17 protein-coding genes, 1 pseudogene and 1 riboswitch are annotated in these 19,684 nt (G+C 74.3%); of the genes and pseudogenes, 11 read left to right on the plus strand and 7 right to left on the minus strand.

Annotated elements, in window-relative coordinates:
• Nucleotides 1-255 precede the first annotated feature (255 nt).
• From paaK to paaZ, 3 genes are read left to right on the plus strand one after another with little or no spacing between them, the layout of a single operon-like run.
• The gene (gene paaK, locus O2W16_RS08170) at nt 256-1,611 is read left to right on the plus strand and encodes a phenylacetate--CoA ligase PaaK (protein WP_269158317.1); all 1,356 of its coding nucleotides are present in this window, start codon (nt 256-258) and stop codon (nt 1,609-1,611) included.
• The gene (locus O2W16_RS08175) at nt 1,608-2,243 is read left to right on the plus strand and encodes a TetR/AcrR family transcriptional regulator (RefSeq protein WP_269158318.1); all 636 of its coding nucleotides are present in this window, start codon (nt 1,608-1,610) and stop codon (nt 2,241-2,243) included. The genes paaK and O2W16_RS08175 overlap by 4 nt, the downstream gene beginning before the upstream one ends.
• Nucleotides 2,240-4,297, plus strand: coding sequence for a phenylacetic acid degradation bifunctional protein PaaZ (gene paaZ, locus O2W16_RS08180; RefSeq protein WP_269158319.1), 2,058 nt, complete (start codon nt 2,240-2,242; stop codon nt 4,295-4,297). The genes O2W16_RS08175 and paaZ overlap by 4 nt, the downstream gene beginning before the upstream one ends.
• Before the next feature lie 19 nt (nt 4,298-4,316).
• Here the strand turns inward: paaZ and O2W16_RS08185 are convergent, their stop codons facing one another.
• The gene (locus tag O2W16_RS08185) at nt 4,317-5,147 is read right to left on the minus strand and encodes an IclR family transcriptional regulator domain-containing protein (protein ID WP_269158320.1); all 831 of its coding nucleotides are present in this window, start codon (nt 5,145-5,147) and stop codon (nt 4,317-4,319) included.
• Between the two features lie 71 nt (nt 5,148-5,218).
• A complete protein-coding gene (locus O2W16_RS08190) occupies nt 5,219-6,721 on the minus strand; it encodes an amidohydrolase family protein (protein WP_269158321.1) in 1,503 nt (500 codons plus the stop codon).
• A gap of 220 nt (nt 6,722-6,941) precedes the next feature.
• On the opposite strand from O2W16_RS08190, the gene O2W16_RS08195 reads away from it, so the two are divergent.
• The 7 genes from O2W16_RS08195 to O2W16_RS08225 all read left to right on the plus strand — a co-directional run bounded on the left by O2W16_RS08195 (nt 6,942) and on the right by O2W16_RS08225 (nt 13,275).
• On the plus strand, nt 6,942-8,129 hold the full coding sequence (locus tag O2W16_RS08195) for a CaiB/BaiF CoA transferase family protein (RefSeq protein WP_269158322.1): 1,188 nt from the start codon (nt 6,942-6,944) through the stop codon (nt 8,127-8,129).
• Nucleotides 8,126-8,965: a citryl-CoA lyase gene (locus O2W16_RS08200; protein ID WP_269158323.1), complete on the plus strand. Its 840-nt coding sequence runs from the start codon at nt 8,126-8,128 to the stop codon at nt 8,963-8,965. Before O2W16_RS08195 ends, O2W16_RS08200 begins: the two co-directional genes overlap by 4 nt.
• Complete coding sequence (locus tag O2W16_RS08205; RefSeq protein WP_269158324.1) at nt 8,958-9,839, plus strand: extradiol ring-cleavage dioxygenase; 882 nt, start codon at nt 8,958-8,960, stop codon at nt 9,837-9,839. Before O2W16_RS08200 ends, O2W16_RS08205 begins: the two co-directional genes overlap by 8 nt.
• Entirely contained in the window at nt 9,836-10,195 is a 360-nt protein-coding gene (locus O2W16_RS08210) for a hypothetical protein (RefSeq protein ID WP_269158325.1), read from the plus strand. The genes O2W16_RS08205 and O2W16_RS08210 overlap by 4 nt, the downstream gene beginning before the upstream one ends.
• Nucleotides 10,196-10,199: 4 nt before the next feature.
• A complete protein-coding gene (locus O2W16_RS08215; protein WP_269158326.1) occupies nt 10,200-11,174 on the plus strand; it encodes a quinone oxidoreductase family protein in 975 nt (324 codons plus the stop codon).
• 155 nt (nt 11,175-11,329) lie between these two features.
• Nucleotides 11,330-11,481, plus strand: a riboswitch (cyclic di-AMP (ydaO/yuaA leader).
• Nucleotides 11,482-11,502: 21 nt separating this feature from the next.
• On the plus strand, nt 11,503-12,405 hold the full coding sequence (locus tag O2W16_RS08220; protein WP_269158327.1) for a hypothetical protein: 903 nt from the start codon (nt 11,503-11,505) through the stop codon (nt 12,403-12,405).
• 42 nt (nt 12,406-12,447) lie between these two features.
• A complete protein-coding gene (locus O2W16_RS08225) occupies nt 12,448-13,275 on the plus strand; it encodes an alpha/beta hydrolase (protein WP_269158328.1) in 828 nt (275 codons plus the stop codon).
• 38 nt (nt 13,276-13,313) lie between these two features.
• Here O2W16_RS08225 and O2W16_RS08230 read toward each other — a convergent pair whose 3' ends face one another.
• Entirely contained in the window at nt 13,314-14,780 is a 1,467-nt protein-coding gene (locus O2W16_RS08230; protein ID WP_269158329.1) for a protein adenylyltransferase SelO, read from the minus strand.
• A 52-nt stretch (nt 14,781-14,832) separates the two neighbouring features.
• Nucleotides 14,833-15,702: an NmrA family NAD(P)-binding protein gene (locus O2W16_RS08235; RefSeq protein WP_269158330.1), complete on the minus strand. Its 870-nt coding sequence runs from the start codon at nt 15,700-15,702 to the stop codon at nt 14,833-14,835.
• A gap of 164 nt (nt 15,703-15,866) precedes the next feature.
• Here O2W16_RS08235 and O2W16_RS08240 point away from each other — a divergent pair, with 164 nt between their 5' ends.
• Nucleotides 15,867-17,651, plus strand: coding sequence for a DUF2207 domain-containing protein (locus tag O2W16_RS08240; protein ID WP_269158331.1), 1,785 nt, complete (start codon nt 15,867-15,869; stop codon nt 17,649-17,651).
• A 7-nt stretch (nt 17,652-17,658) separates the two neighbouring features.
• Here O2W16_RS08240 and O2W16_RS08245 read toward each other — a convergent pair whose 3' ends face one another.
• The 3 genes and pseudogenes from O2W16_RS08245 to O2W16_RS08255 all read right to left on the minus strand — a co-directional run.
• On the minus strand, nt 17,659-18,330 hold the full coding sequence (locus O2W16_RS08245) for a M23 family metallopeptidase (RefSeq protein WP_269158332.1): 672 nt from the start codon (nt 18,328-18,330) through the stop codon (nt 17,659-17,661).
• On the minus strand, nt 18,330-19,184 hold the full coding sequence (locus O2W16_RS08250) for an ABC transporter permease subunit (RefSeq protein ID WP_269158333.1): 855 nt from the start codon (nt 19,182-19,184) through the stop codon (nt 18,330-18,332). The genes O2W16_RS08245 and O2W16_RS08250 overlap by 1 nt, the downstream gene beginning before the upstream one ends.
• Nucleotides 19,181-19,684 (minus strand): annotated as a pseudogene (locus O2W16_RS08255) (ABC transporter ATP-binding protein); the annotation flags it as partial. The gene O2W16_RS08250 and the pseudogene O2W16_RS08255, both read right to left, overlap by 4 nt.

Below are 19,684 nucleotides of genomic sequence, written 5' to 3' on the forward strand. Positions count from 1 at the left end.
GGCTGCCGAGGACGTTGCACGCGCTTCGTGCGCAGTGCTCGTGCTGAAGCACGAGCACTGCGGGCACTGGGCGTGCACAGCGGAGCCAGGGTCCCGGGTCGGGGCCGGGGCGGGACCCGGGGGCGGGGCGCGGTGCGGGTTGACAGCGGTCCCGGTGAGGAGTTGGTTACTGACCACCTGGACGGTATTTGGGTGCCCTGTGCGCCCGGCCGGCCGGCCGGCAACGACGCTCGGCGACCGCGGAGGACACAGCGCATGACCACAGCGACCGGGGCCACGGGCACCGACGAGAACGCCCGCCGGCTGGGCTCGGCGCCCGACCCCGCGCAGCTCGACCCGGCGGAGCGGATGGGCGTCGACGAGCTGCGCGCGCTGCAGCTGGAGCGCCTGCAGTGGACCCTGCGGCACGTCTACGCGAACGTCCCGCACTACCGGGCCGCGTTCGACGCCGCCGGCGTGCACCCCGACGACTGCCGGGAGCTGGCCGACCTGGCGCGCTTCCCGACCACGAGCAAGGCCGACCTGCGGGAGAACTACCCGTTCGGGATGTTCGCCGTCCCGCAGGAGGAGGTCCGCCGGGTGCACGCCTCCTCCGGCACGACCGGGCGGCCGACCGTCGTCGGTTACACCGAGGCCGACATCGACGCCTGGGCCACCGTCATGGCCCGGTCCATCCGCGCGGCCGGCGGTCGCCCGGGGGACAAGCTGCACAACGCCTACGGCTACGGGCTGTTCACCGGCGGGCTCGGGGCGCACTACGGCGCGGAGAAGCTGGGCTGCACCGTCATCCCGGTCTCCGGCGGCATGACGCCCCGCCAGGTGCAGCTGATCCAGGACTTCCAGCCGCGCGTGATCATGGTGACGCCGTCCTACCTGCTCACGATCATCGACGAGTTCGAGAAGCAGGGCCTGGACCCGCGCGCCTGCTCGCTGCAGATCGGCATCTTCGGCGCCGAGCCGTGGACCGAGGAGATGCGCCGGGAGATGGAGGAGCGCCTGGACATCGAGGCGATCGACATCTACGGGCTGTCGGAGGTCATGGGCCCCGGCATCGCCCAGGAGTGCGTCGAGACCAAGGACGGCCTGCACATCTGGGAGGACCACTTCTACCCGGAGGTCATCGACCCGGACACCGGCGCGGTGCTCCCCGAGGGCGAGCAGGGCGAGCTGGTGTTCACCTCGCTGTCCAAGCAGGCGATGCCGGTCATCCGCTACCGCACCCGCGACCTCACCCGGCTGCTCCCGGGCACCGCCCGGGCGGGCATGCGCCGGATGGAGAAGGTGACCGGCCGGACCGACGACATGATCATCCTGCGCGGGGTCAACGTCTTCCCGACGCAGATCGAGGAGGTCGTCCTCCGCACCCCGGGCCTCTCGCCGCACTTCTCCCTGGAGCTGACCAGCCGCGGCCGGATGGACCACCTGACCGTGCACGTGGAAGCCCGGCCCGACTGCCCGGCCGACCGCCGCGACGCCGCGGCCCGCGAGGTGGCCACCGCGGTGAAGGACACCATCGGGATCACCGTCGACGTGGCGGTCGTCGACCCCGAGACCCTGGCCCGCTCGGTGGGCAAGCTGCAGCGGCTCACCGATCGACGCGAACGGCCATGACGGTCGCGCCGGCGCGGCGGGGGAGACCGGGGCACTCGCTGGACTCGCTGCTGGACACCGCCGTGGCCGTGTTCATCGAGCGCGGGTACGAGGCGACGAGCATGGACGAGCTGGCGGCCCGGCTCGGTGTCACCAAGTCGGCGATCTACCACCACGTGCCGAGCAAGGTGGAGCTGCTCCGGCTCGCCCTGGACCGCGCGCTCAACGCGCTGTTCGCCGTCCTGGACGAGCCGGGGGCGGTCGACGGCCCGGCCATCGACCGGTTGGAGCACGTCGTCCGCGGATCGGTGCGGGTGCTGACCACCCACCTGCCGTTCGTCACCCTGCTGCTGCGGGTGCGCGGCAACTCCGCGGTCGAGTCCGAGGCGCTGGAGCGGCGCCGCGAGTTCGACCGGATCGTCACCGACCTGGTCCGCGCGGCCGAGGCGGAGGGCGACGTGCGGCCCGACGTCGACCCCGCGGTGACCAGCCGGCTGCTGTTCGGCACCGTCAACTCCCTCACCGAGTGGTACCGCCCCGGCCGCGGGCTGGACGCCGACGCGCTGGCCGACGCCCTCGTCACCACCACCTTCAGCGGCCTGCGCACCGCACCTGTGCAGACCGCACCCGTCCCTCCGGAGGCACTTCGATGACCGCACCGCTGCTGCCGAGCTACGCCGCCGGCCGCTGGTACACCGCCCCCGACGAGGGGACGCCGATCGCCGACGCCGTCACCGGCGAGACCGTCGTCCGGGTGTCCAGCACCGGACTGGACGTGCCGGGGATGCTCGACCACGCCCGCTCGGTCGGCGGCCCCGCGCTGCGCGAGCTGACCTTCCACCAGCGCGCGGCGCTGCTCAAGCAGCTCGGCCTGCGGCTGATGGCGGAGAAGGACGCGTTCTACGCGCTCTCCCGGCGCACCGGGTGCACCGACCGGGACACCGCGGTGGACGTCGACGGCGGCTTCGGCACCCTGCTGTCCTACGCCAGCAAGGCCCGCCGGGAGCTGCCCGACGACACCGTGGTCCTGGACGGCGCCCCCGAGCCGCTGGGCCGGGGCGGCACCTTCCTCGGCCAGCACCTGTACACCCCGCTGCGCGGGGTGGCAGTGCAGGTCAACGCGTTCAACTTCCCGGTCTGGGGCTTCCTGGAGAAGTTCGCCCCCGCCTTCATCGCCGGGGTGCCGACCGTGGTGAAGCCGGGCAGCCAGACCGCCTACCTGACCGAGGCCGTGGTCCGCTCGATCGTCGACAGCGGCCTGCTGCCGGAGGGCAGCGTGCAGCTGCTGGCCGGCAGCGCCGCCGGGGTCCTCGACGGGCTGGGCGGGCAGGACCTGGTCTTCTTCACCGGCTCGGCGTCGACCGCGCGCAAGCTGCGCAGCCACCCCGCGGTGGTGGCGAACTCGGTGCGGTTCAACGCCGAGGCCGACTCGCTCAACTGCGCGGTGCTGGGCCCCGACGCCACCCCGGGGACCCCCGAGTTCGGCCTGTTCGTCGACCAGCTGGTCACCGAGATGACGGTCAAGGCGGGGCAGAAGTGCACCGCCATCCGTCGTGCGCTGGTGCCGCGCGAGCTGGTGGACGACGTCGTCGAGGCGACCCGGGCGAAGCTGGCCGATGTCGTGGTCGGCGCGCCGGGTGCCGACGGCGTCACCATGGGGCCGCTGGCGAGCCTGGACCAGCGGCAGGAGGTGCTCCGCGCGGTGAAGGCACTGCGCGGGGTCGCCGACCTGGTCGCCGGCGATCCCGACGACTTCTCCGTGGTCGGCGCCGACCGCGACCGGGGCGCCTTCCTGCCGCCGATGCTGCTGCGCTGCGACGACCTCTCCGCCGGCGAGCCGCACGACGTCGAGGCGTTCGGGCCGGTCAGCACGGTGCTGCCCTACGACGGCGTGGCGCATGCGGTCGAGCTCGCCGCGCGCGGTCAGGGCAGCCTGGTGGGCTCGATCGTCACCCACGACCCGGCGGTCGCCCGGGAGTTCGTGCTCGGTGCCGCCCACTCCCACGGCCGGGTGCTGGTGCTGGACCGGGACGACGCCGGGGAGAACACCGGGCACGGCTCACCGCTGCCGGTGCTGGTGCACGGCGGCCCGGGGCGGGCCGGCGGTGGGGAGGAGCTCGGCGGCATCCGCGGGGTCCTGCACCACATGCAGCGCACCGCCGTGCAGGGCTCGCCCGACGTGCTCACCACGATCGGCGGGCGCTGGGTGACCGGCGCCCAGCGGCGCGAGGACGACGTCCACCCCTTCCGCAAGTCGCTGGCCGAGCTGCGGATCGGCGACTCGGTGACCGCCGGGCCCCGGGCGGTCACCCTCGCCGACATCGAGCACTTCGCCGAGTTCACCGGGGACACCTTCTACGCCCACATGGACGAGGAGGCGGCGGCGGCCAACCCGCTGTTCGGCGGGCGGGTCGCGCACGGCTACCTGATCGTCTCCTGGGCCGCCGGCCTGTTCGTCGACCCGGACCCGGGCCCGGTGCTGGCCAACTACGGGGTGGACAACTTGCGGTTCCTCACCCCGGTCAAGCCCGGCGCGGAGCTGACGGTCACCCTCACCGCCAAGCAGATCACCCCGCGCGGCGGCGCCGACCACGGCGAGGTGCGCTGGGACGCGGTCGTCGTCGACGGGGACGGGAAGCCGGTGGCCACCTACGACGTGCTCACCATGGTGGCCAAGACCTGGCCGCCGGCAGCTGCCCCGAGCTGAGCGGCCCGGCGGGGCGTGCTCAGCCGGTGGCGGTCGTCCCGTCCGGCCGGCGGGCGACCTGGAGGTGCGGCCGGGTCTGCCACAGCGCCCACTCGGCGCTGACGTCCCCGGCGGTGCGCAGCAGCCGGGGGAGGTGCTCGGTGAGCAGCTGGTCGGTGGAGGTCTCGGCGGCGTGCACCGTCACGTTCATCGCGGCGCGCACCGCGCCGGTGCCGTCCCGGACGGGCACGGCGACGGAGCGGACGCCCGGGGCGAGCTCCTCGTCGGCCAGCGCCCAGCCGCGGGCGCGCACCTCGGTCAGCTCGGCCTGCAGCTGGTCGGCGGAGCGGCCGATGTAGGCCGGCAGCCCGGCCCTGCTCGGCTGGGCCAGCGTGGCCGCCAGCTCGGCGGGGGAGAGGGCGGCGAGCAGCACCTTGCCCTGCGAGGTCTGCGCGGCGGGAAATCGCGTGCCGATCTCCACCCGCAGCGTGATGAGCTTCGGCACGGCCACCCGGGCGACGTAGACGATGTCCGAGCCGTCGAGCTGGGCCATCGAGGAGGACTCACCGGTCCGGGCGACCAGGGCCTCCAGGTGCGGGCGGGCGATCTCCCACAACCCCAGCGCCCCGACGTAGGCCATGCCGAGGGTGAGCACCTTCGGGGTCAGCCGGAAGGCGCCGTCGGCGGACCGGACGAAGCCCAGCTCCTCCAGGGTCAGCAGCAGCCGACGCGCGGTCGGCCGGGCCAGCCCGGCGGCGACGGCGACGTCGCTGAGCGACATGACCGGGTGGTCGGCGTCGAAGCAGGCCAGCACGTCGAGTCCCCGGGCCAGCGCCTCCACGAAGTCCGGCCCCGTGCCCCGTCCTGCCACTGTGAGCCACCTCCCCGTCCGTTGCTGTTGGTGCGTCGCACCGCGCCGGGCCGGCGCGGTGCGACGGGTGCTCAGTGTGAGGTGTGCTGGTCCAGCGAGGGCTCGCCGAACACGTTGCCCCGGGCCCCGTGGGTGGAGTGGGACTTGTACTCGGTGTAGGTGTACGGGTTGTCCAGCACGTCGTCGTCCGGCAGCGCCGGGTTCATGCCGGCTTCCCATGCCTCCGGGCCGAGGGTCGACCGCAGGTGCTCGACCGTCGCGTCGACGGTCCGCCGCACCGCGGTCAGGTCGGCACCGACCAGCTGGTGCTCGTGCTTCACCACCCGGCCGCCGACGAGCACGGTGTGCACGTCGCCGCGCTGGGCCTGGAAGGCCACGTGCCCGTAGGGGTTCAGCAGCGGGAAGGAGACCGGCGACCGGTCGTTCTTGATCAGCACGACGTCGCCCTGCTTGCCCGGCTCCAGGCTGCCCAGGTCGTCCCGGCCCAGCGCCAGCGCGCCGCCACGGGTGGCCCAGTCGACGACCTGCTCGGCCCGCAGGTGCACCTGGGTGACCGTCTGCCCCTGGGCGTGCGCCTCCAGGTGCTCCCGCGACCGGTCGGCGCCCAGCGTGCTGCGCATCGCGGAGAACAGGTCGCTGCTCCACCACACGCTGGTGTCCATCGACAGCGAGACCGGGATCCCGTGCCGGCGCACCTGCCAGGTGGGCGGGTAGCCCTGCCCGGCGCTCTGCTCGGACTCCGTGGACACCGAGATCGAGCCGCCGGTCGCGGCGATCCGGTGGTAGGAGTCGGTGGTCAGCGTGGCCGCGTGCACGTACACCGTCTCGGGGGTCATGAAGCCGTTCTCGTGCATCAGCCGGATGCCCTCGTCGCCGGTGGCCCCCCAGACGCCGGCGTGCGTGGTGACCGGCAGGCCGAGCTCACGCGCCACCTCGAAGGCCGGCTTCTCCGGGAACGCCGGGTCACCGGTGACGTCGAAGGCCAGCTGCAGGCCGAGCTTGCCTTCGTCCTGGCGGCGCTTCAGGAACGCCTGCACGGCCGGGTCGGTGGCCCACTCCCAGGGACCGGCCTGGATGTTGCCGTAGGCCAGCAGGAACCGGCCGGGCACCGCGAGCAGGGCGTCGGCGGCGGCCTCGGCGTGGTCGACGGTCTGCAGCCCGTGCGACCAGTCGACGGTGGTGGTCACCCCGGCCTCGACGGCGTCCCAGGCCGACAGCAGGTTGCCGGCGTACACGTCCTCGGGGCGGAAGGCCTTGCCGTGCTCGAGGTAGTACCAGACGAAGTACTGGGTGAGCGTCCAGTCGGCGCCGTAGCCGCGCATGGCGGTCTGCCACATGTGCCGGTGGGTGTCGATCATGCCGGGCATGACGACGCCGCCCTGCGCGTCGATCTCCAGCGTCCCGGCCGGGACGTCGAGCTGCGGGCCGACGGCGGCGATCTTCCCGTCCACGACGAGGACGTCGGCGTCGGGCAGCACGGTGTGCGCGTCGTCCATGGTCAGCACGGTGCCGTTGCGCAGCACGACCGGGCGGTCGGTCGCCTGCCCCGCGACGTCGGTGTCGGGCTGGGACATCGTCTACCTCCAGGCCGTCACCGGACTGTCGCGGACGAGTGTCCGCACAACGGTCAGCCTGGCGACGGCACCACTGTCGTGGTGATCGCGACCACATGTCAAGACGGAGGATCTCGTTGCGCGTTCCGGTTGACAGCGGATCAGCACGGTGGCGACACTCGGCGGCACTCCGGACGCCCGTCCGCTTGACGGCGATGCACCGCTCGAGGGGCCACACCCGATGACCGAACACCCACTGCCGCCCGGTTCCGCGCCGGGTCGGGGGCCGCTGTCCGGCCTCCTGGTGGCCGACTTCTCCCGCGTCCTGGCCGGGCCCTACGCCACCATGCTGCTGGCCGACATGGGCGCCGAGGTGGTGAAGGTGGAGAGCCCCGGGGGCGACGACACCCGCAGCTGGGCGCCGCCGGTGCGCGAGGGGGTGTCGACCTACTACCTGGGCGTGAACCGCAACAAGCGCTCCATCGCCCTGGACCTGAAGGACCCCGTCGACGCCGCCGCCGCGCAGGAGCTGGCCCGCCGTGCCGACATCGTGATCGAGAACTTCAAGACCGGCGGCCTGGGCCGCTTCGGCCTGGACTACGCGACCGTCAGCGCGACCAACCCCGGCGTCGTCTACGCCTCGATCACCGGCTTCGGCAGCGGCCCGGCCGGTGCGCCGCTGCCCGGGTACGACCTGATCGTGCAGGCGATCTCCGGCCTGATGAGCCTCACCGGCGACCCCGAGGGCGAGCCGTTCCGGGCCGGCATCTCCGTCTTCGACGTGATGGCCGGGCTGCACGCCACGATCGGCGTGCTCTCGGCGCTGAACGTCCGGCACGAGACCGGCCGCGGCCAGCACGTCGAGGTCAACCTGCTGTCCTCCGCGCTGTCGGGGCTGGTCAACCACGCCAGCGCCGTCGTCGCCGGTGGTGTCGTCCCGTTCCGGATGGGCAACAGCCACCCCAGCCTGTTCCCCTACGAGCCGCTCCCGTGCGCCGACGGGGACCTGATCATCACCGCCGGCAACAACGGCCAGTTCCGCCGGCTGGTCGAGGTGCTCGGCGTGCCCGAGCTCGCCGACGACCCGCGGTTCGCCCGCAACGAGGACCGCACGGCCAACCGGGACGAGCTGCGCCCGCTGCTGGTCGAGCGGCTGAGCACCCGGTCCAAGCGGGACTGGTTCGACGACATCATCGCCGCGGGCGTGCCCTGCGGGCCGATCAACACCGTCGATCAGGGGGTGGCCTTCGCCGAGTCGATCGGCCTGGACCCGGTGGTGACCGTGGGGGAGGGCGAGGCGGGCGTGCCGTCGGTCCGCCACCCGATCACCTTCTCCGAGACACCGGCCGACTACCGGCTGCCACCGCCGGCCCTGGACGAGCACGGCGCCGAGCTGCGACGGTGGCTGGCCACCGAGGAGGACGCGTGACCACCCCCGAGTACCCGACCGCGCTGGGCGCCTCCAGCCGCGAGTCGATCACGCTGCTGGGCACCGACCTGGCCCGCGACGTCATGGGCACCGTCGGCTTCGGCGAGCTGGCCTTCTGGCTGGCCACCCAGCGGCGGCCCACGCCGGGGGAGACCCGGGTCTTCGAGGCGGTGCTGGCCGCGCTCGCCGACCACGGCTTCACCCCCACCGCGATCGTCACCCGGCTCACCTACCTGTCCGCCCCGGACTCCGTGCAGGGGGCGCTCGCCGCCGGCCTGCTCGGCGGTGGCTCCCGGTTCCTCGGCGTCACCGAGGACTCCGGCCGGTTCCTGGACGACGTGCTGACCGGGGTGGACGGTGAGCTGCCGACCGACGACGCCGGCTGGGACGCCCTGGCCCTGGAGACGGTGACCGCCCAGCGGGCGGCGCGGCGCTTCGTCCCCGGGCTCGGCCACCACGTGCACAAGGACGGCGACCCGCGCACCCCCCGGCTGTTCGAGATCGCGACCGAGGAGGGGCTGTTCGGCCCGCACCTGTCGCTGTTCGCCGCGATCGGCCGGGTGCACCCCCAGGTGCTGGGCAAGACCCTGCCGCTCAACGGGGCCGGGGTGTGCGGTGCAGCGCTGGCCGACCTGGGCCTGCCGTTGGAGCTGCTCCGCGGCTTCGCCCTGCTCGCCCGCACGGCCGGGCTGATCGGGCAGCTGGCCGAGGAGCTGCGGCACCCGGTCGCCAACGACGTCTTCCTGTCCGTGGACCTCAACAACCGGTCCGTCGCCCCCGACCCGTACGTCCCTGACCTCCGCGCCTCTGATCTCGAGGGAGACAGTCATGGCTGAACTGGCCGCGGTCATCGCGTCCACCCACCACCCCTTCTACTACCGGGCGAGCACGGCCACCGGTGCTGACCGGCCGCCGTTCGCCGATGAGTGGGTGGCGAAGATCGAGGCGTTCCGGGAGACGTTGACCCGCGCGGAGCCCGACGTCCTGGTGATGGTGGGCAGCGACCACTTCCACCAGCTGTGGCTGGACAACATGCCGCAGTTCCTCGTCGGGAAGGCGCCGTTCTTCGATGCGAACTTCCACAACGAGGAGCGCGAGTTCGGGCTGCCGAAGATGACGTTGCGGGGTGAGGAGGACCTGGCGGCCCACCTGCTGCGCGACGGCCTGGACCGGGACTTCGACCTGGCGTTCAGCAACGAGCTGCGGATCGACCACAGCATCACCTGCCCGATCATCACGCTGCGCCCGCAGGCGGACCTGCCGATCGTGCCGGTCTACACCAACATCTTCGCCCCGCCGCTGCCGCAGCCGAAGCGGTTCGTGCAGCTGGGCCGGGCGATCCGGGAGATGGTGGAGTCTTGGGAGTCGGACAAGCGGGTGGCGGTGATCGGCACCGGGCACCTGTCCCTGGAGCTGGGTGGGCCGCGTCAGTTCGGGGAGCACGGGCCGGACCCGGAGTTCGACCGCAAGGCCGTGGAGTGGATCGCCAGCGGCGACATCGAGGGCTGCCTGGCCGAGGTCTCGCTGGAGTCGCTGCATCACCCGGGCAACGCCACGCACGGGTTCATGGACTTCATGCTGATGATGGGCGTGGCCGGCGAGGGCGCCAAGGCCGATCACGTGGACACCCTGGACCTGTTCCACACCATGGAGGCCTACTTCACCTGGTACCCCAACGGGGTCCCGAGCAGCAGCGGGGTGTCGGCATGAGCAAGTACCTGCTGGACAAGTTCCTCTACACCGTGGACCGCGACCCCGAGCTGACCGAGCGCTACCGGGAGGACCCGGCCGGCACGGTCACCTGGTGGGAAGCCGAGATGGCCAACACCGTCCTCAACTGCATCCCGGCTGAGAAGACCACGTGGCTGGCGTTCGACGACGAGGAGCGGCGGGCGCTGGCCGAGCACGACCACGTGGCCCTCTTCCAGATGGGCGCGCACCCCTTCCTGACGCTCACCCTGTTCATCGCGCTGTTCGAGCGCGACCACGGGCCGATGGAGTACCAGCGCGCCTACGGCAAGGCGATGGAGCACATCTCCATGCCCTACCCCGACATCGCGACCTGAGCCGGTGCGCGCCGCCGTCCTGACCCAGCCGGGCGAGCCCCCCGCCCTGGCGGAGCACCCGGACCCGGTGCCCGGCGCGGGCCGGACCCTGGTCCGGGTGACCGCCGCCCCGGTCGTGCCGCTGGACCTGCTCTGCGCCTCCGGGACGTCGTACTTCGGCCGCCCGGCCGTGCCCTACGTGCCGGGTGTGCAGGGGGTCGGCGTCGTGGTGTCCTCGGCGGTGCTGGCGCCCGGGACCCGGGTCTGGTTCGCCACCTCGGCGGGGATGAGCCCGGGCGACGGCAGCCTGGGTGAGCTCTGTGCCGTGCCGGACGCCGACGTCGTCCCGCTCGCCGGGGACCTGCCCGACCCGGTCGTCGCCGCGCTGGGCCTGTCGGCGGTGGCCGGCTGGATGGCGCTGACCTGGCGCGGCCGGATGCAGCCGGGCGAGCGGGTGCTGGTGCTCGGTGCCGGAGGCGCGGTCGGCCAGGCTGCGCTGGGTGCCGCCCGTGCGCTGGGGGCCGGGCGGGTGGTCGGTGTCTGCCGGTCGCCGGCCGCGGCCGACCGGGCCCGCCGGGCCGGCGCCGAGGACGTCGTGCTCACCGGGGACGGCGATGACCTCGTCGGGCGGATCCGGCAGGCCGTCGGCGCGGACGTCGACGTCGTCGTCGACCCGGTGTTCGGCGCCGTGGCGGCGGCGGCGTGCCAGGTGCTCGCCCCCGGTGGCCGGCTGGTCAACCTCGGCGGCGCAGCCGGGGACGCCGCCGAGTTCTCCTCCGCCGTGCTGCGCAGCCGCAGCATCGACGTGCTCGGCTACACCAACAACGCGCTCACCGGTGAGCAGCGGGCCGCCGCGCTGACCGCCGTGCTGCGGCACGCTGCGGCCGGGCAGCTCCGGGTGGAGCACACCGTCCTGCCGCTGACCGAGGTGGCGGAGGCCTGGGTGGCCACGGCGGCCGGAGGCGGCAGCCGGTCCGTCGTCGAGCTGCCGGTGCGCTGACCGGACACCGCCTGGTGACGGATGGGACGCGTGTGTCCGGAGAGTGACGCGACCACCGTCACCCGATGAAATGCGGGCAACGGATTGTCACGATTGGATGACGCCGTTAGGTTTGCCGGGTCCAGTCGGTCGCCACGTCCCCACCCGGGGAGCCCGACCGGACGCCGCCGAGTCGCCCTCCGGGGCGAGCCGGGGACCCACCGCACCACTGGGGTGAATCCCGCGCCCGGACCACCGTCCGGGCCGGGTAGGGCTGCTTCCCGCCCGAACCCGTCAGCTGACCTGGTAGGCGGCCATCGGAAGACACCTGTACGGAGCACTCCTGCCCATGCGCGCCCGCACCACCACCTCTGCCGCCACCGGCCGACGTCGTCCGCCGACCGGCATCCGCCGCCCCGGGCTGTACCTGGGCATCGCGGCGGCCGGAGCCGTCCTGGTCAACGTCGTCGTCGGCGTCGGCCCAGCGGCCCAGGCCGACCCCGTGGCGTCCCAGCCGGTGAGCGTCGCCGAGCAGCTGGGTCTGGCCGCCGAGTCCGGCGCCGTCGACGGGGCCGAGGACCTGCGGCCGCTGGAGGAGCTGGCAGCCAGCCGGGCCACCCGGGAGGCCGAGCAGGCCGCCGCCCAGCAGGCCCAGGCCGCGGCCGACCAGGCCGTGCTCGACCAGCAGGCCGCCGAGGCCGAGGCTGCCCGCGTCGCCGCCGAGGCCGCGGCCGCGGCGGAGGCGGAGGCCGCTCGCGTCGCCGCGGAGGCGGCCGCTGCGGCCGACGCCGAGGCCGAGGCGCAGGCAGCCGCCGCTGCGCCGGCACGGTCCGCCGCCTCGGCAAAGCCCTCCGCCGCGGCGGCTGCGAGCCCCGGCACCGCGGTGTCCGCGATCGCGAAGATCAGCAACAGCGCCGGGCCGATCAAGCCGCAGGCACAGGCTGCCGCGAACGCCGTGGTCAGCAACGTGCCCGGCGCCGGCTCGATCACCCTGGGCGGGACCCGGCCCAGCGCTGCCGACCCGCACGGTCACCCGTCGGGGCTGGCGGTGGACTACATGGTCATGTCCAACGCCGCCCTCGGTGACGCGATCGTCGCCTACCACGTGGCCAACTGGGCCGAGCTCGGCGTCGACTACATCATCTGGGAGCAGCGGATGCTCTCCTCGCCCGGTGGCTCCTGGAAGCAGATGGAGGACCGGGGCAGCGTGACGGCGAACCACATGGACCACCCGCACGTCAACTACCGCTAGCCGGCCCTGGCCCGGCCGACCGCAGCGCGCCACCATGGGGTGGTGCTGCGGTCGGTGCTCCGGGCCGCGCTGATCGGTGCCATCGTGCTGGTCGTGGTGGTCGGTCTGCTGTGGTCGTTCCAGCGCCGCCTGGTGTACCTGCCCGACGACGGCCCGGTGCCGGCCGCCGCCGAGGCCGTCGCCGGTGGCCGGGACGTCGAGTTGACCACCGCCGACGGGCTGACGCTCGGTGCCTGGTTCATACCCGGCCCGACGGCCGACGCACCGACCGTGCTGGTGGCCAACGGCAACGGCGGCCACCGCGGGGTCCGGGCGCCGCTGGCCCGGGCGCTGTCGTCAGCGGGGCTGGCGGTGCTGCTGTTCGACTACCGCGGGTACGGCGGCAACCCGGGCAGCCCGAGCGAGGAGGGGCTGGCGCTGGACGTCCGTGCGGCGCGCGACTGGCTGCTGGCCGACGGCGGGGTCCCGGCCGAGCGGCTCCTGTACTACGGGGAGAGCCTGGGCGCCGGCGTCGTCACCGAGCTGGCCGTCGCGCACCCGCCGGCCGGGCTCGTGCTGCGCTCGCCGTTCGTCGACCTGGCCGCCGTCGGCAGCGAGCACTACCCGTTCCTGCCGGTCCGGCTGCTGCTGCGCGACCGCTACCCGGTGGCCGAGCAGGTCGCCCGGGTCGAGGCGTCCACCACCGTCGTCCTCGGCACCGCCGACTCGATCGTGCCGCCGGAGCAGAGCAGAGCGGTGGCCGCTGCCGCCGGGCAGCTGCACCGCACGGTCGAGGTGACCGGCGCCGACCACAACGACGCCGTCCTGCTGGACGGCGACCAGCTGGTCGCCGCCGTCGTCGACCTGGCCCGCCTGACGACCGATCCCTGACCCACCAAAATGGCCATTTTGGTGGTGGTGATGGTGGGTCAGGTGCCGCAGAAGGTCCGGTAGGTGGCGCCGAAGTCGGCGGGCGCCGGCGCTCCGTACCGCGCCAGGTCCGGGCGTTCGGTGTACGGGTGAGTCACGGCGTCGAGCAGGGGACCGAGCGGGGCCAGGTCGCCTGAGGTCGCCGCGGTCAGCGCCTCCTCGACGAGGTGGTTGCGCGGGACGTACACCGGGTTGACCCGGTCCATCGCCTCGGCGTCGGGGGCCAGCGCGCGCCAGCGCTCGCACCAGGCGTCGAAGGAGGCGAGGTCGAGGAAGAGGTTGCGCACCGGGTCGACGTCGCCGCGGGCGGCAGCGCCGAGCAGCCGGAACGCGGACGTGTGGTCGACGTGGCCGGCCTGGAGCAGGGCGAGGAACTCCTCGACCAGCGGTGCGGCCACCGCGTCGTCCAGCCCGTCGGGCAGGCCGAGCTTGGCTCGCATCCCGGCCGACCATGCCGCGTCGTACTGCGGGCGAAACTCGCCCAGGGCCGCCACCGCCAGCTCGATCGCCCGCTCCTGGTCCTCGGCGAACAGTGGGAGCAGGGCCTCGGCGAGCCGGGCGAGGTCCCACTCGGCCACGATCGGCTGGTTGCCGTAGGCGTAGCGCCCGCCGTGGTCGATCGAGCTGTACACCGTGGCCGGGTCGTGCGCCTCCAGGAAGGCGCACGGCCCGTAGTCGATCGTCTCGCCGGAGATGGTCACGTTGTCGGTGTTCATCACCCCGTGCACGAACCCGACCTGCATCCACCTGGCCACCAGCTCGGCCTGCGCGGAGACCACCGCGGCGAAGAGCGCCAGGTACGGGTTCTCGGCCTGCGCGGCGTGCGGGTGGTGCCGGCTGATCGCGTGGTCGGCGAGGCGGCGCAGCAGCTCGCTGTCCCCGCTGACCCGGGTGAACTGGAAGCTGCCCACCCGCAGGTGGCTGCTCGCCACCCGGGCCAGGACGGCGCCGGGCAGGAGGGTCTCCCGGCGCACCGAGCGCCCGGTCGCGACCACGGCCAGGGAGCGCGTGGTGGGGATGCCGAGGGCGTGCATCGCCTCGCTGATCACGTACTCGCGCAGCATCGGACCGACCGCGGCCAGGCCGTCGCCGCCGCGCGCGAAGGGGGTGCGTCCGGAGCCCTTGAGGTGCAGGTCGCGGAGCCGGCCTGCCACGTCGGTCAGCTCACCGAGCAGCAGCGCCCGGCCGTCGCCCAGCCGCGGGACGAAACCGCCGAACTGGTGCCCGGCGTAGGCCTGGGCCACCGGGTTCGCCCCGGCCGGGACGGCGGTGCCGACCAGCAGGCGCAGCCCCTCGTCGGTCCGCAGCGCGGCCGGGTCGAGGCCGAGCTCGGCGGCCAGCGGCTCGTTGAGCGCGAGGAGCCGTGGTTCGGGGGCGTCGTCGGCCTGCCAGGGGACGGCCAGCTCCGGCAGCTCGCGGGCGAAGCGGTCGTCCAGGCTGAGGGTCGGTGCCGGTGCGAGACTCACCCCACCGAGGCTACGTCGGATCCCGGGAGCGGCCAGTCGCCGCCGCGTCGGCTCAGAGCTGCGGCGCGAGGTGCTCGACGGCCCAGGAGCGCAGCGTGGTGGGCGTCGTGGTGAGCACCGAGCGCGGGTCGGCGGGCACGAAGTCCTCCCGCAGGCCGCGGCCCATCCCGACGAACCCCTCGACCTGGGCTTCGGACAGCCCCGCCGCCCGGAGGCCGGCGCGCAGATCGTCGTCGCTGATCTGCTCGGCACGGACCCGCCGGCCGGTGACCGCGCCGACGACCCCGGCCACCTCCTCGAAGGTGAGGTCCGTGGGCCCGTGCACGGCGAGCACCCGCGGCCCGGACCAGCCCGGGGACAACAGGTTGGCCACCGCCACCTCACCGATGTCCCGCGGGTCGACCCACGGCATCGGCCGGTCGATCGGCATGGTGGTGCGCAGGACGCCCTCCCGCAGCCCGTCGAGGTCGGACAGCAGGTTGGTGAAGAAGTACCCGCAGCGCAGGTGGAGCACCGCAGCGCCGGTCTCCTCCAGCTGCTCCTCGGTGTGCGCGAGCCCGTCGATCTGCCCGACGCCGTGGCGCTTCTCGGCGCCGACGCTGCTCTGGAACACGACCCGGGACACCTGGTTCTCCCGCACCGCGCGTGCGGCGACCGCGCCCATCCGGGTGGACGTGGCGACGGGGTCGTCGTCCAGCGTCGGCGGATCGACCCAGTAGAGGGCGTCGGCGCCCTCGGTCGCCCGCAGCACGGTGTCCAGGTCGCCCTGGTCACCGACCACGAGGTCGACCAGCTCGCGCGTCTGCGGGTCCAGCCTCTCCGGGGAGCGCAGCAGCAGGGTGGGCCGCAGCCCGGCCTGCAGGACCAGCCGGACCACGCGGGAGCCCACGCGCCCGGTCGGGGTGGTGACGACGATCTTCATCGACGATCCTCCGGTGGGTGTGTGCTGTGGTGCTCGGCCATGCCAGCACGGGGTGCCGACAGTTCTCCGTGTCCGGGCACGGCGTGCCCGCAGCCCGGAGGGCACCGGGGAGACTCCCCACGTCGGCAGCCAGGCGAGGCGGCCGGGACGAGGACGGGTGCGACATGGGAGCGGACGGACGGCGGGCGCTCGGGGGCGTGATCGGCCTCGCGGTCCTGCTGCTGGCGGGGTGCACGGACGGCGGGCCGACCGAGGCGATCCGCTCCTACGAGGTCGACCTGGTGGCCGGCGCCGACGGCTCGCTGCAGGTCGAGGAGACGATCGCCTACGACTTCGCTGACGAGGAGCGGCACGGCATCGAGCGGCTGATCCCCGAGCGGGCGCCCTTCGAGCAGACCCAAGACCGGCTCTACCCGATCAGCGACGTCGTCGTGGAGAGCCCCACAGGTGCGCCGGCCGACACCGAGGTCACCAGCGAGGACGGCGTGCTGACCGTCCGGGTCGGGGACGAGGACACCGAGGTCACCGGCCGGCACACCTACGTGCTGAGCTACCGGGTCGAGGGGGTCGCCGACCCGGGGGACGGCGGTGACCGGCTGGCCTGGAACGCCGTCGGGACCGGCTGGGGGGTGCCGATCGACCAGGTCGACGTCCGGCTGACCGGCCCGGCGGGCGCGGTCGCCGGCGACTGCGCGGTCGGCGCGGACGATGTGCGGACCGCCTGCCCGGTGGACCTCACCGCCGGCGGGGAGCTGCGCGCCCGGGCCACCGGGCTCGCTCCGGGGGAGGGCGTGACCGTCAGCGGCACCTACCCACCGGGCACCTTCGCCGGAGCCGAGCCGGTGCTCGAGGAGACGTTCAGCCCGGCGCAGGCCTTCCGCGCCACCCCGGTGACCGCGGGGCTGGCCGTCGGCGGGTTCCTGGCCCTCGTCGTCCCGTCCCTGCTCCGGGCCCGCCGTGGGCGACCGGGCCGGGTGGCCGAGCCCAGCGCACCGCAACTGACCCCGCCGTACGACGCCCGCCCGGCCCAGCTGGGCACCGTGCTCGACGGCCGCGCCCAGCGGCACGAGGTCGTCGCCACCCTGCTGGACCTGGCCGTCCACGGGCAGCTGCGGATCGAGGAAGCCGACCCGGCCGACGCCGACGACGCCGAACCAGACGAGGGACCGGACGCCGACGAGGAGGAGGAGGCGGTCCCGTCGGACTGGCGGCTGGTCCGCACGCCGGCCGACCCGCGGGGGCTGCGGCCCTACGAGCAGCAGCTCCTCGACGACGTCTTCGCCGACGGGGACGTCGTGCTGCTGTCGGACCTGCAGTCGCGGTTCGCAGGCGTGCAGAGCCGGGCGTGCGCGGCGATGTACCGGGACGTGGTGGAACGGGGCTGGTTCCGCGCCGACCCCGCCGCGGTCCGGCGTCGCTGGTACGGCATCGGCACCGGGGTGCTCGTCGCCGGCGTCGTCGGGACCATCGTCCTGGCCGTCACCACCACCTGGGCGCTGGCCGGCATCGGCATCGTCCTCGCCGGGCTGGTCCTGCTGGGGCTGGCCGGCCGGATGCCGCAGCGCACCCCCGAGGGCGCCGAGGTGCACGAGCGGGCGGCCGCGTTCCGCGACCAGCTCGCCACCTCCGACGGGTCGTGGTCCGCCGACGCGGACCAGCTGGCCGACCTCGCCGGTGCCGCGCGCACCGACCTCCGGGTCCGCTACCTGCCGCACGCGGTGGCCCTGGGGGTGGCGGAGGAGTGGACCACAGCGGTGCAGGCGGCCGGCCCCAGCGCCACCCCGACCTGGTACGTGCCGGCCCACGGCTCCGGGTACGTCGGGGTGTGGCCGGCCCTGCTGGCGTTCTCCTCACCGGAGAACCCGGCGCTCTCCCCGCCGGCGACCGCGGGCAGCGGCTCGACCTACGTCGGCGGCGCGGCCGGGGGAGGGGGCGGCGGCAGCTGGTGAGGCGCCGTCACACCGGCTCGACGACCGCGCCCTCCGCGGGGACGCCCAGCGGGACGACGACCGGCGGGCCCCCGTCGCGGGGCCAGGACCGGTGGTCGCGGAAGGCCAGCGGCAGCCCGCGCGCGGTGAACGGGTCGGCGGAGTCCATCGCCTGGACGTGCACGTGCGGCTGGGTGGAGTTGCCCGAGTTGCCGCACTCGGCCAGCTGCTGACCGGCCGTCACCGGGTCGCCGGGGCGCACGTGGAGCGACCCATCGCGCAGGTGGGCCAGCACGACGTGGGCGCCACCGAGCTCGAGCACCACGTGGTTGCCGGCCAGCGCGCCGGCGCCGCCGCGGGCCCGGCCCGCCTGGGTCAGGGCGTAGGGCACCCGGGCGGCCGGCGAGCGGCGCGCCACGCCGTCCGGCTCGCCGTCGTGCACCGACACCACCCGCCCGGCCGCCGGGGCCAGCACCGGCTGCCCGAAGGCGACGAACCGGTCCACCGGCTCGGTGCCCAGCAGCGACCGCCAGTCCCGGGTGGTCGCCGTCCGGCCACCCCGGACGGCGGTGAAGTCGATGGCGTACGCGGTGGCGAACAGGTGCGTGCCGTGGCTCGGCACCCGCCGCGCCGGGCTGTTCTCCACCCGCCAGGTGCCCCGGAACGGCAGCTGCAGCACGACCGCGCCGGGGTCGACCATCAGAGGTCGCGGCGGACGAAGGACATCGCGGCCAGGGCCCAGACCATGACCACCCACAGCACGGCCCAGCCCAGGTAGGTGAGGGTCAGCGGCGCGGTGCTGAGGAACGGGAACGCCCCGGCGCCCTCGTCGGCCCCGCCGAACTGGACGAGGGCCGACGGGTCCTGGAAGGCGTTCATCGCCCCGCGCCACAACCCGTCGGTGGGCAGCAGCACCCGCGAGACGCTGCCGACCCGGCCGACGGCGTCGTTGCCCAGGGCCTCGCCGATCGCGCCCACCACCCCGGCCACCCAGGTGGTGCAGAACAGGCCGACCGCCACCACGCCCGAGGCCATCGGCGAGATGACGGTGGCGAGCAGCACCGTGAGGGTCAGCAGCACCACCGTCTGGGCGGCGAGCAGGGCCAGCGCGGTCGCCGGCGCCGGCGGCCAGTAGTCGACCGTCACCCGGACGACGAGGACCTGCGCCAGCCCGGCCAGCACGACGAAGCCGCTGCCGAACGCCACCAGACCCAGCCACTTGCCCAGCAGGAACGCCGAGCGGCGGATCGGCCGGGCCAGCATCGACAGCGCGATGCCCGACTCCGTCTCCCCGGACAGCGTGGGTCCGGCGAGGAAGGCGGTGCCCAGTGCGGCGACGAGGCTGTAGCCGAACATCACCAGATTGAGCAGGATTGAGGCGGTCAGCCGGGCCTCGCCGCTGGTCAGCGACTCGGCCGCCAGCCGGGAGAAGCCCCAGCTGCTCAGGGCCAGCAGCCCGACGGTGAGCGCGACGAGCGCGAACAGCACCCGTCGGCGGGAGGCCTCGCGCAGGGTGAGCGCGGCGATGGTGAGCACCGTGCGGGCCGTGGTCACGACGGGCCCGCCGCTCGGCTCGCGGCGCCGTCCCGCAGGATGCCGAGCAGGCGCTCCTCCAGGCTGATCCGCACCGGCTCGACCGCGTGCACCCGCACGCCGAGCGCGACCAGGTCGCGCACCAGGTCGGGCACGGCCGTCCCGTCGTCGTCGGCGGACAGCGCGACGGTGGACCACTCGCCCTCCCGGTCGACCCGGCCCAGTGCGGCGAGCCGCTGCTGTGCGGCGGGGGAGAGGTCGGTCAGGTGCAGCCGCACCTCCCGCTGGCCGAGCAGCTCGGCCAGCGTGCCGGAGGCGGCGACCCGGCCGCGGTCGAGGACGACGACCCGGTCGCAGACCCGCTCGACCTCCCCGATCAGGTGCGAGTTGAGCAGCACCGCGACCCCGCGGGACCGCAGCTCCAGCACGATGTCCCGCACGTCCGCCCGGCCCAGCGGGTCCAGGGCGCTGGTCGGCTCGTCCAGCACCACGAACTCCGGCCGGCCCACCAGCGCGACCGC

This window comes from Modestobacter sp. VKM Ac-2984, assembly GCF_026967985.1.
Taxonomy (GTDB): Bacteria; Actinomycetota; Actinomycetes; order Mycobacteriales; family Geodermatophilaceae; genus Modestobacter.

Excerpts from the sequence above, each read along its gene's own strand:
- O2W16_RS08205 (WP_269158324.1), top strand. The coding sequence starts at position 8,958 with ATGGCTGAACTGGCCGCGGTCATCGCGTCCACCCACCACCCCTTCTAC.
- O2W16_RS08175 (WP_269158318.1), top strand. The coding sequence starts at position 1,608 with ATGACGGTCGCGCCGGCGCGGCGGGGGAGACCGGGGCACTCGCTGGAC.
- O2W16_RS08195 (WP_269158322.1), top strand. The coding sequence starts at position 6,942 with ATGACCGAACACCCACTGCCGCCCGGTTCCGCGCCGGGTCGGGGGCCG.
- O2W16_RS08240 (WP_269158331.1), top strand. The coding sequence starts at position 15,867 with ATGGGAGCGGACGGACGGCGGGCGCTCGGGGGCGTGATCGGCCTCGCG.
- O2W16_RS08235 (WP_269158330.1), bottom strand. The coding sequence starts at position 15,702 with ATGAAGATCGTCGTCACCACCCCGACCGGGCGCGTGGGCTCCCGCGTG.
- O2W16_RS08190 (WP_269158321.1), bottom strand. The coding sequence starts at position 6,721 with ATGTCCCAGCCCGACACCGACGTCGCGGGGCAGGCGACCGACCGCCCG.
- O2W16_RS08220 (WP_269158327.1), top strand. The coding sequence starts at position 11,503 with ATGCGCGCCCGCACCACCACCTCTGCCGCCACCGGCCGACGTCGTCCG.
- paaZ (WP_269158319.1), top strand. The coding sequence starts at position 2,240 with ATGACCGCACCGCTGCTGCCGAGCTACGCCGCCGGCCGCTGGTACACC.
- paaK (WP_269158317.1), top strand. The coding sequence starts at position 256 with ATGACCACAGCGACCGGGGCCACGGGCACCGACGAGAACGCCCGCCGG.
- O2W16_RS08245 (WP_269158332.1), bottom strand. The coding sequence starts at position 18,330 with ATGGTCGACCCCGGCGCGGTCGTGCTGCAGCTGCCGTTCCGGGGCACC.
- O2W16_RS08210 (WP_269158325.1), top strand. The coding sequence starts at position 9,836 with ATGAGCAAGTACCTGCTGGACAAGTTCCTCTACACCGTGGACCGCGAC.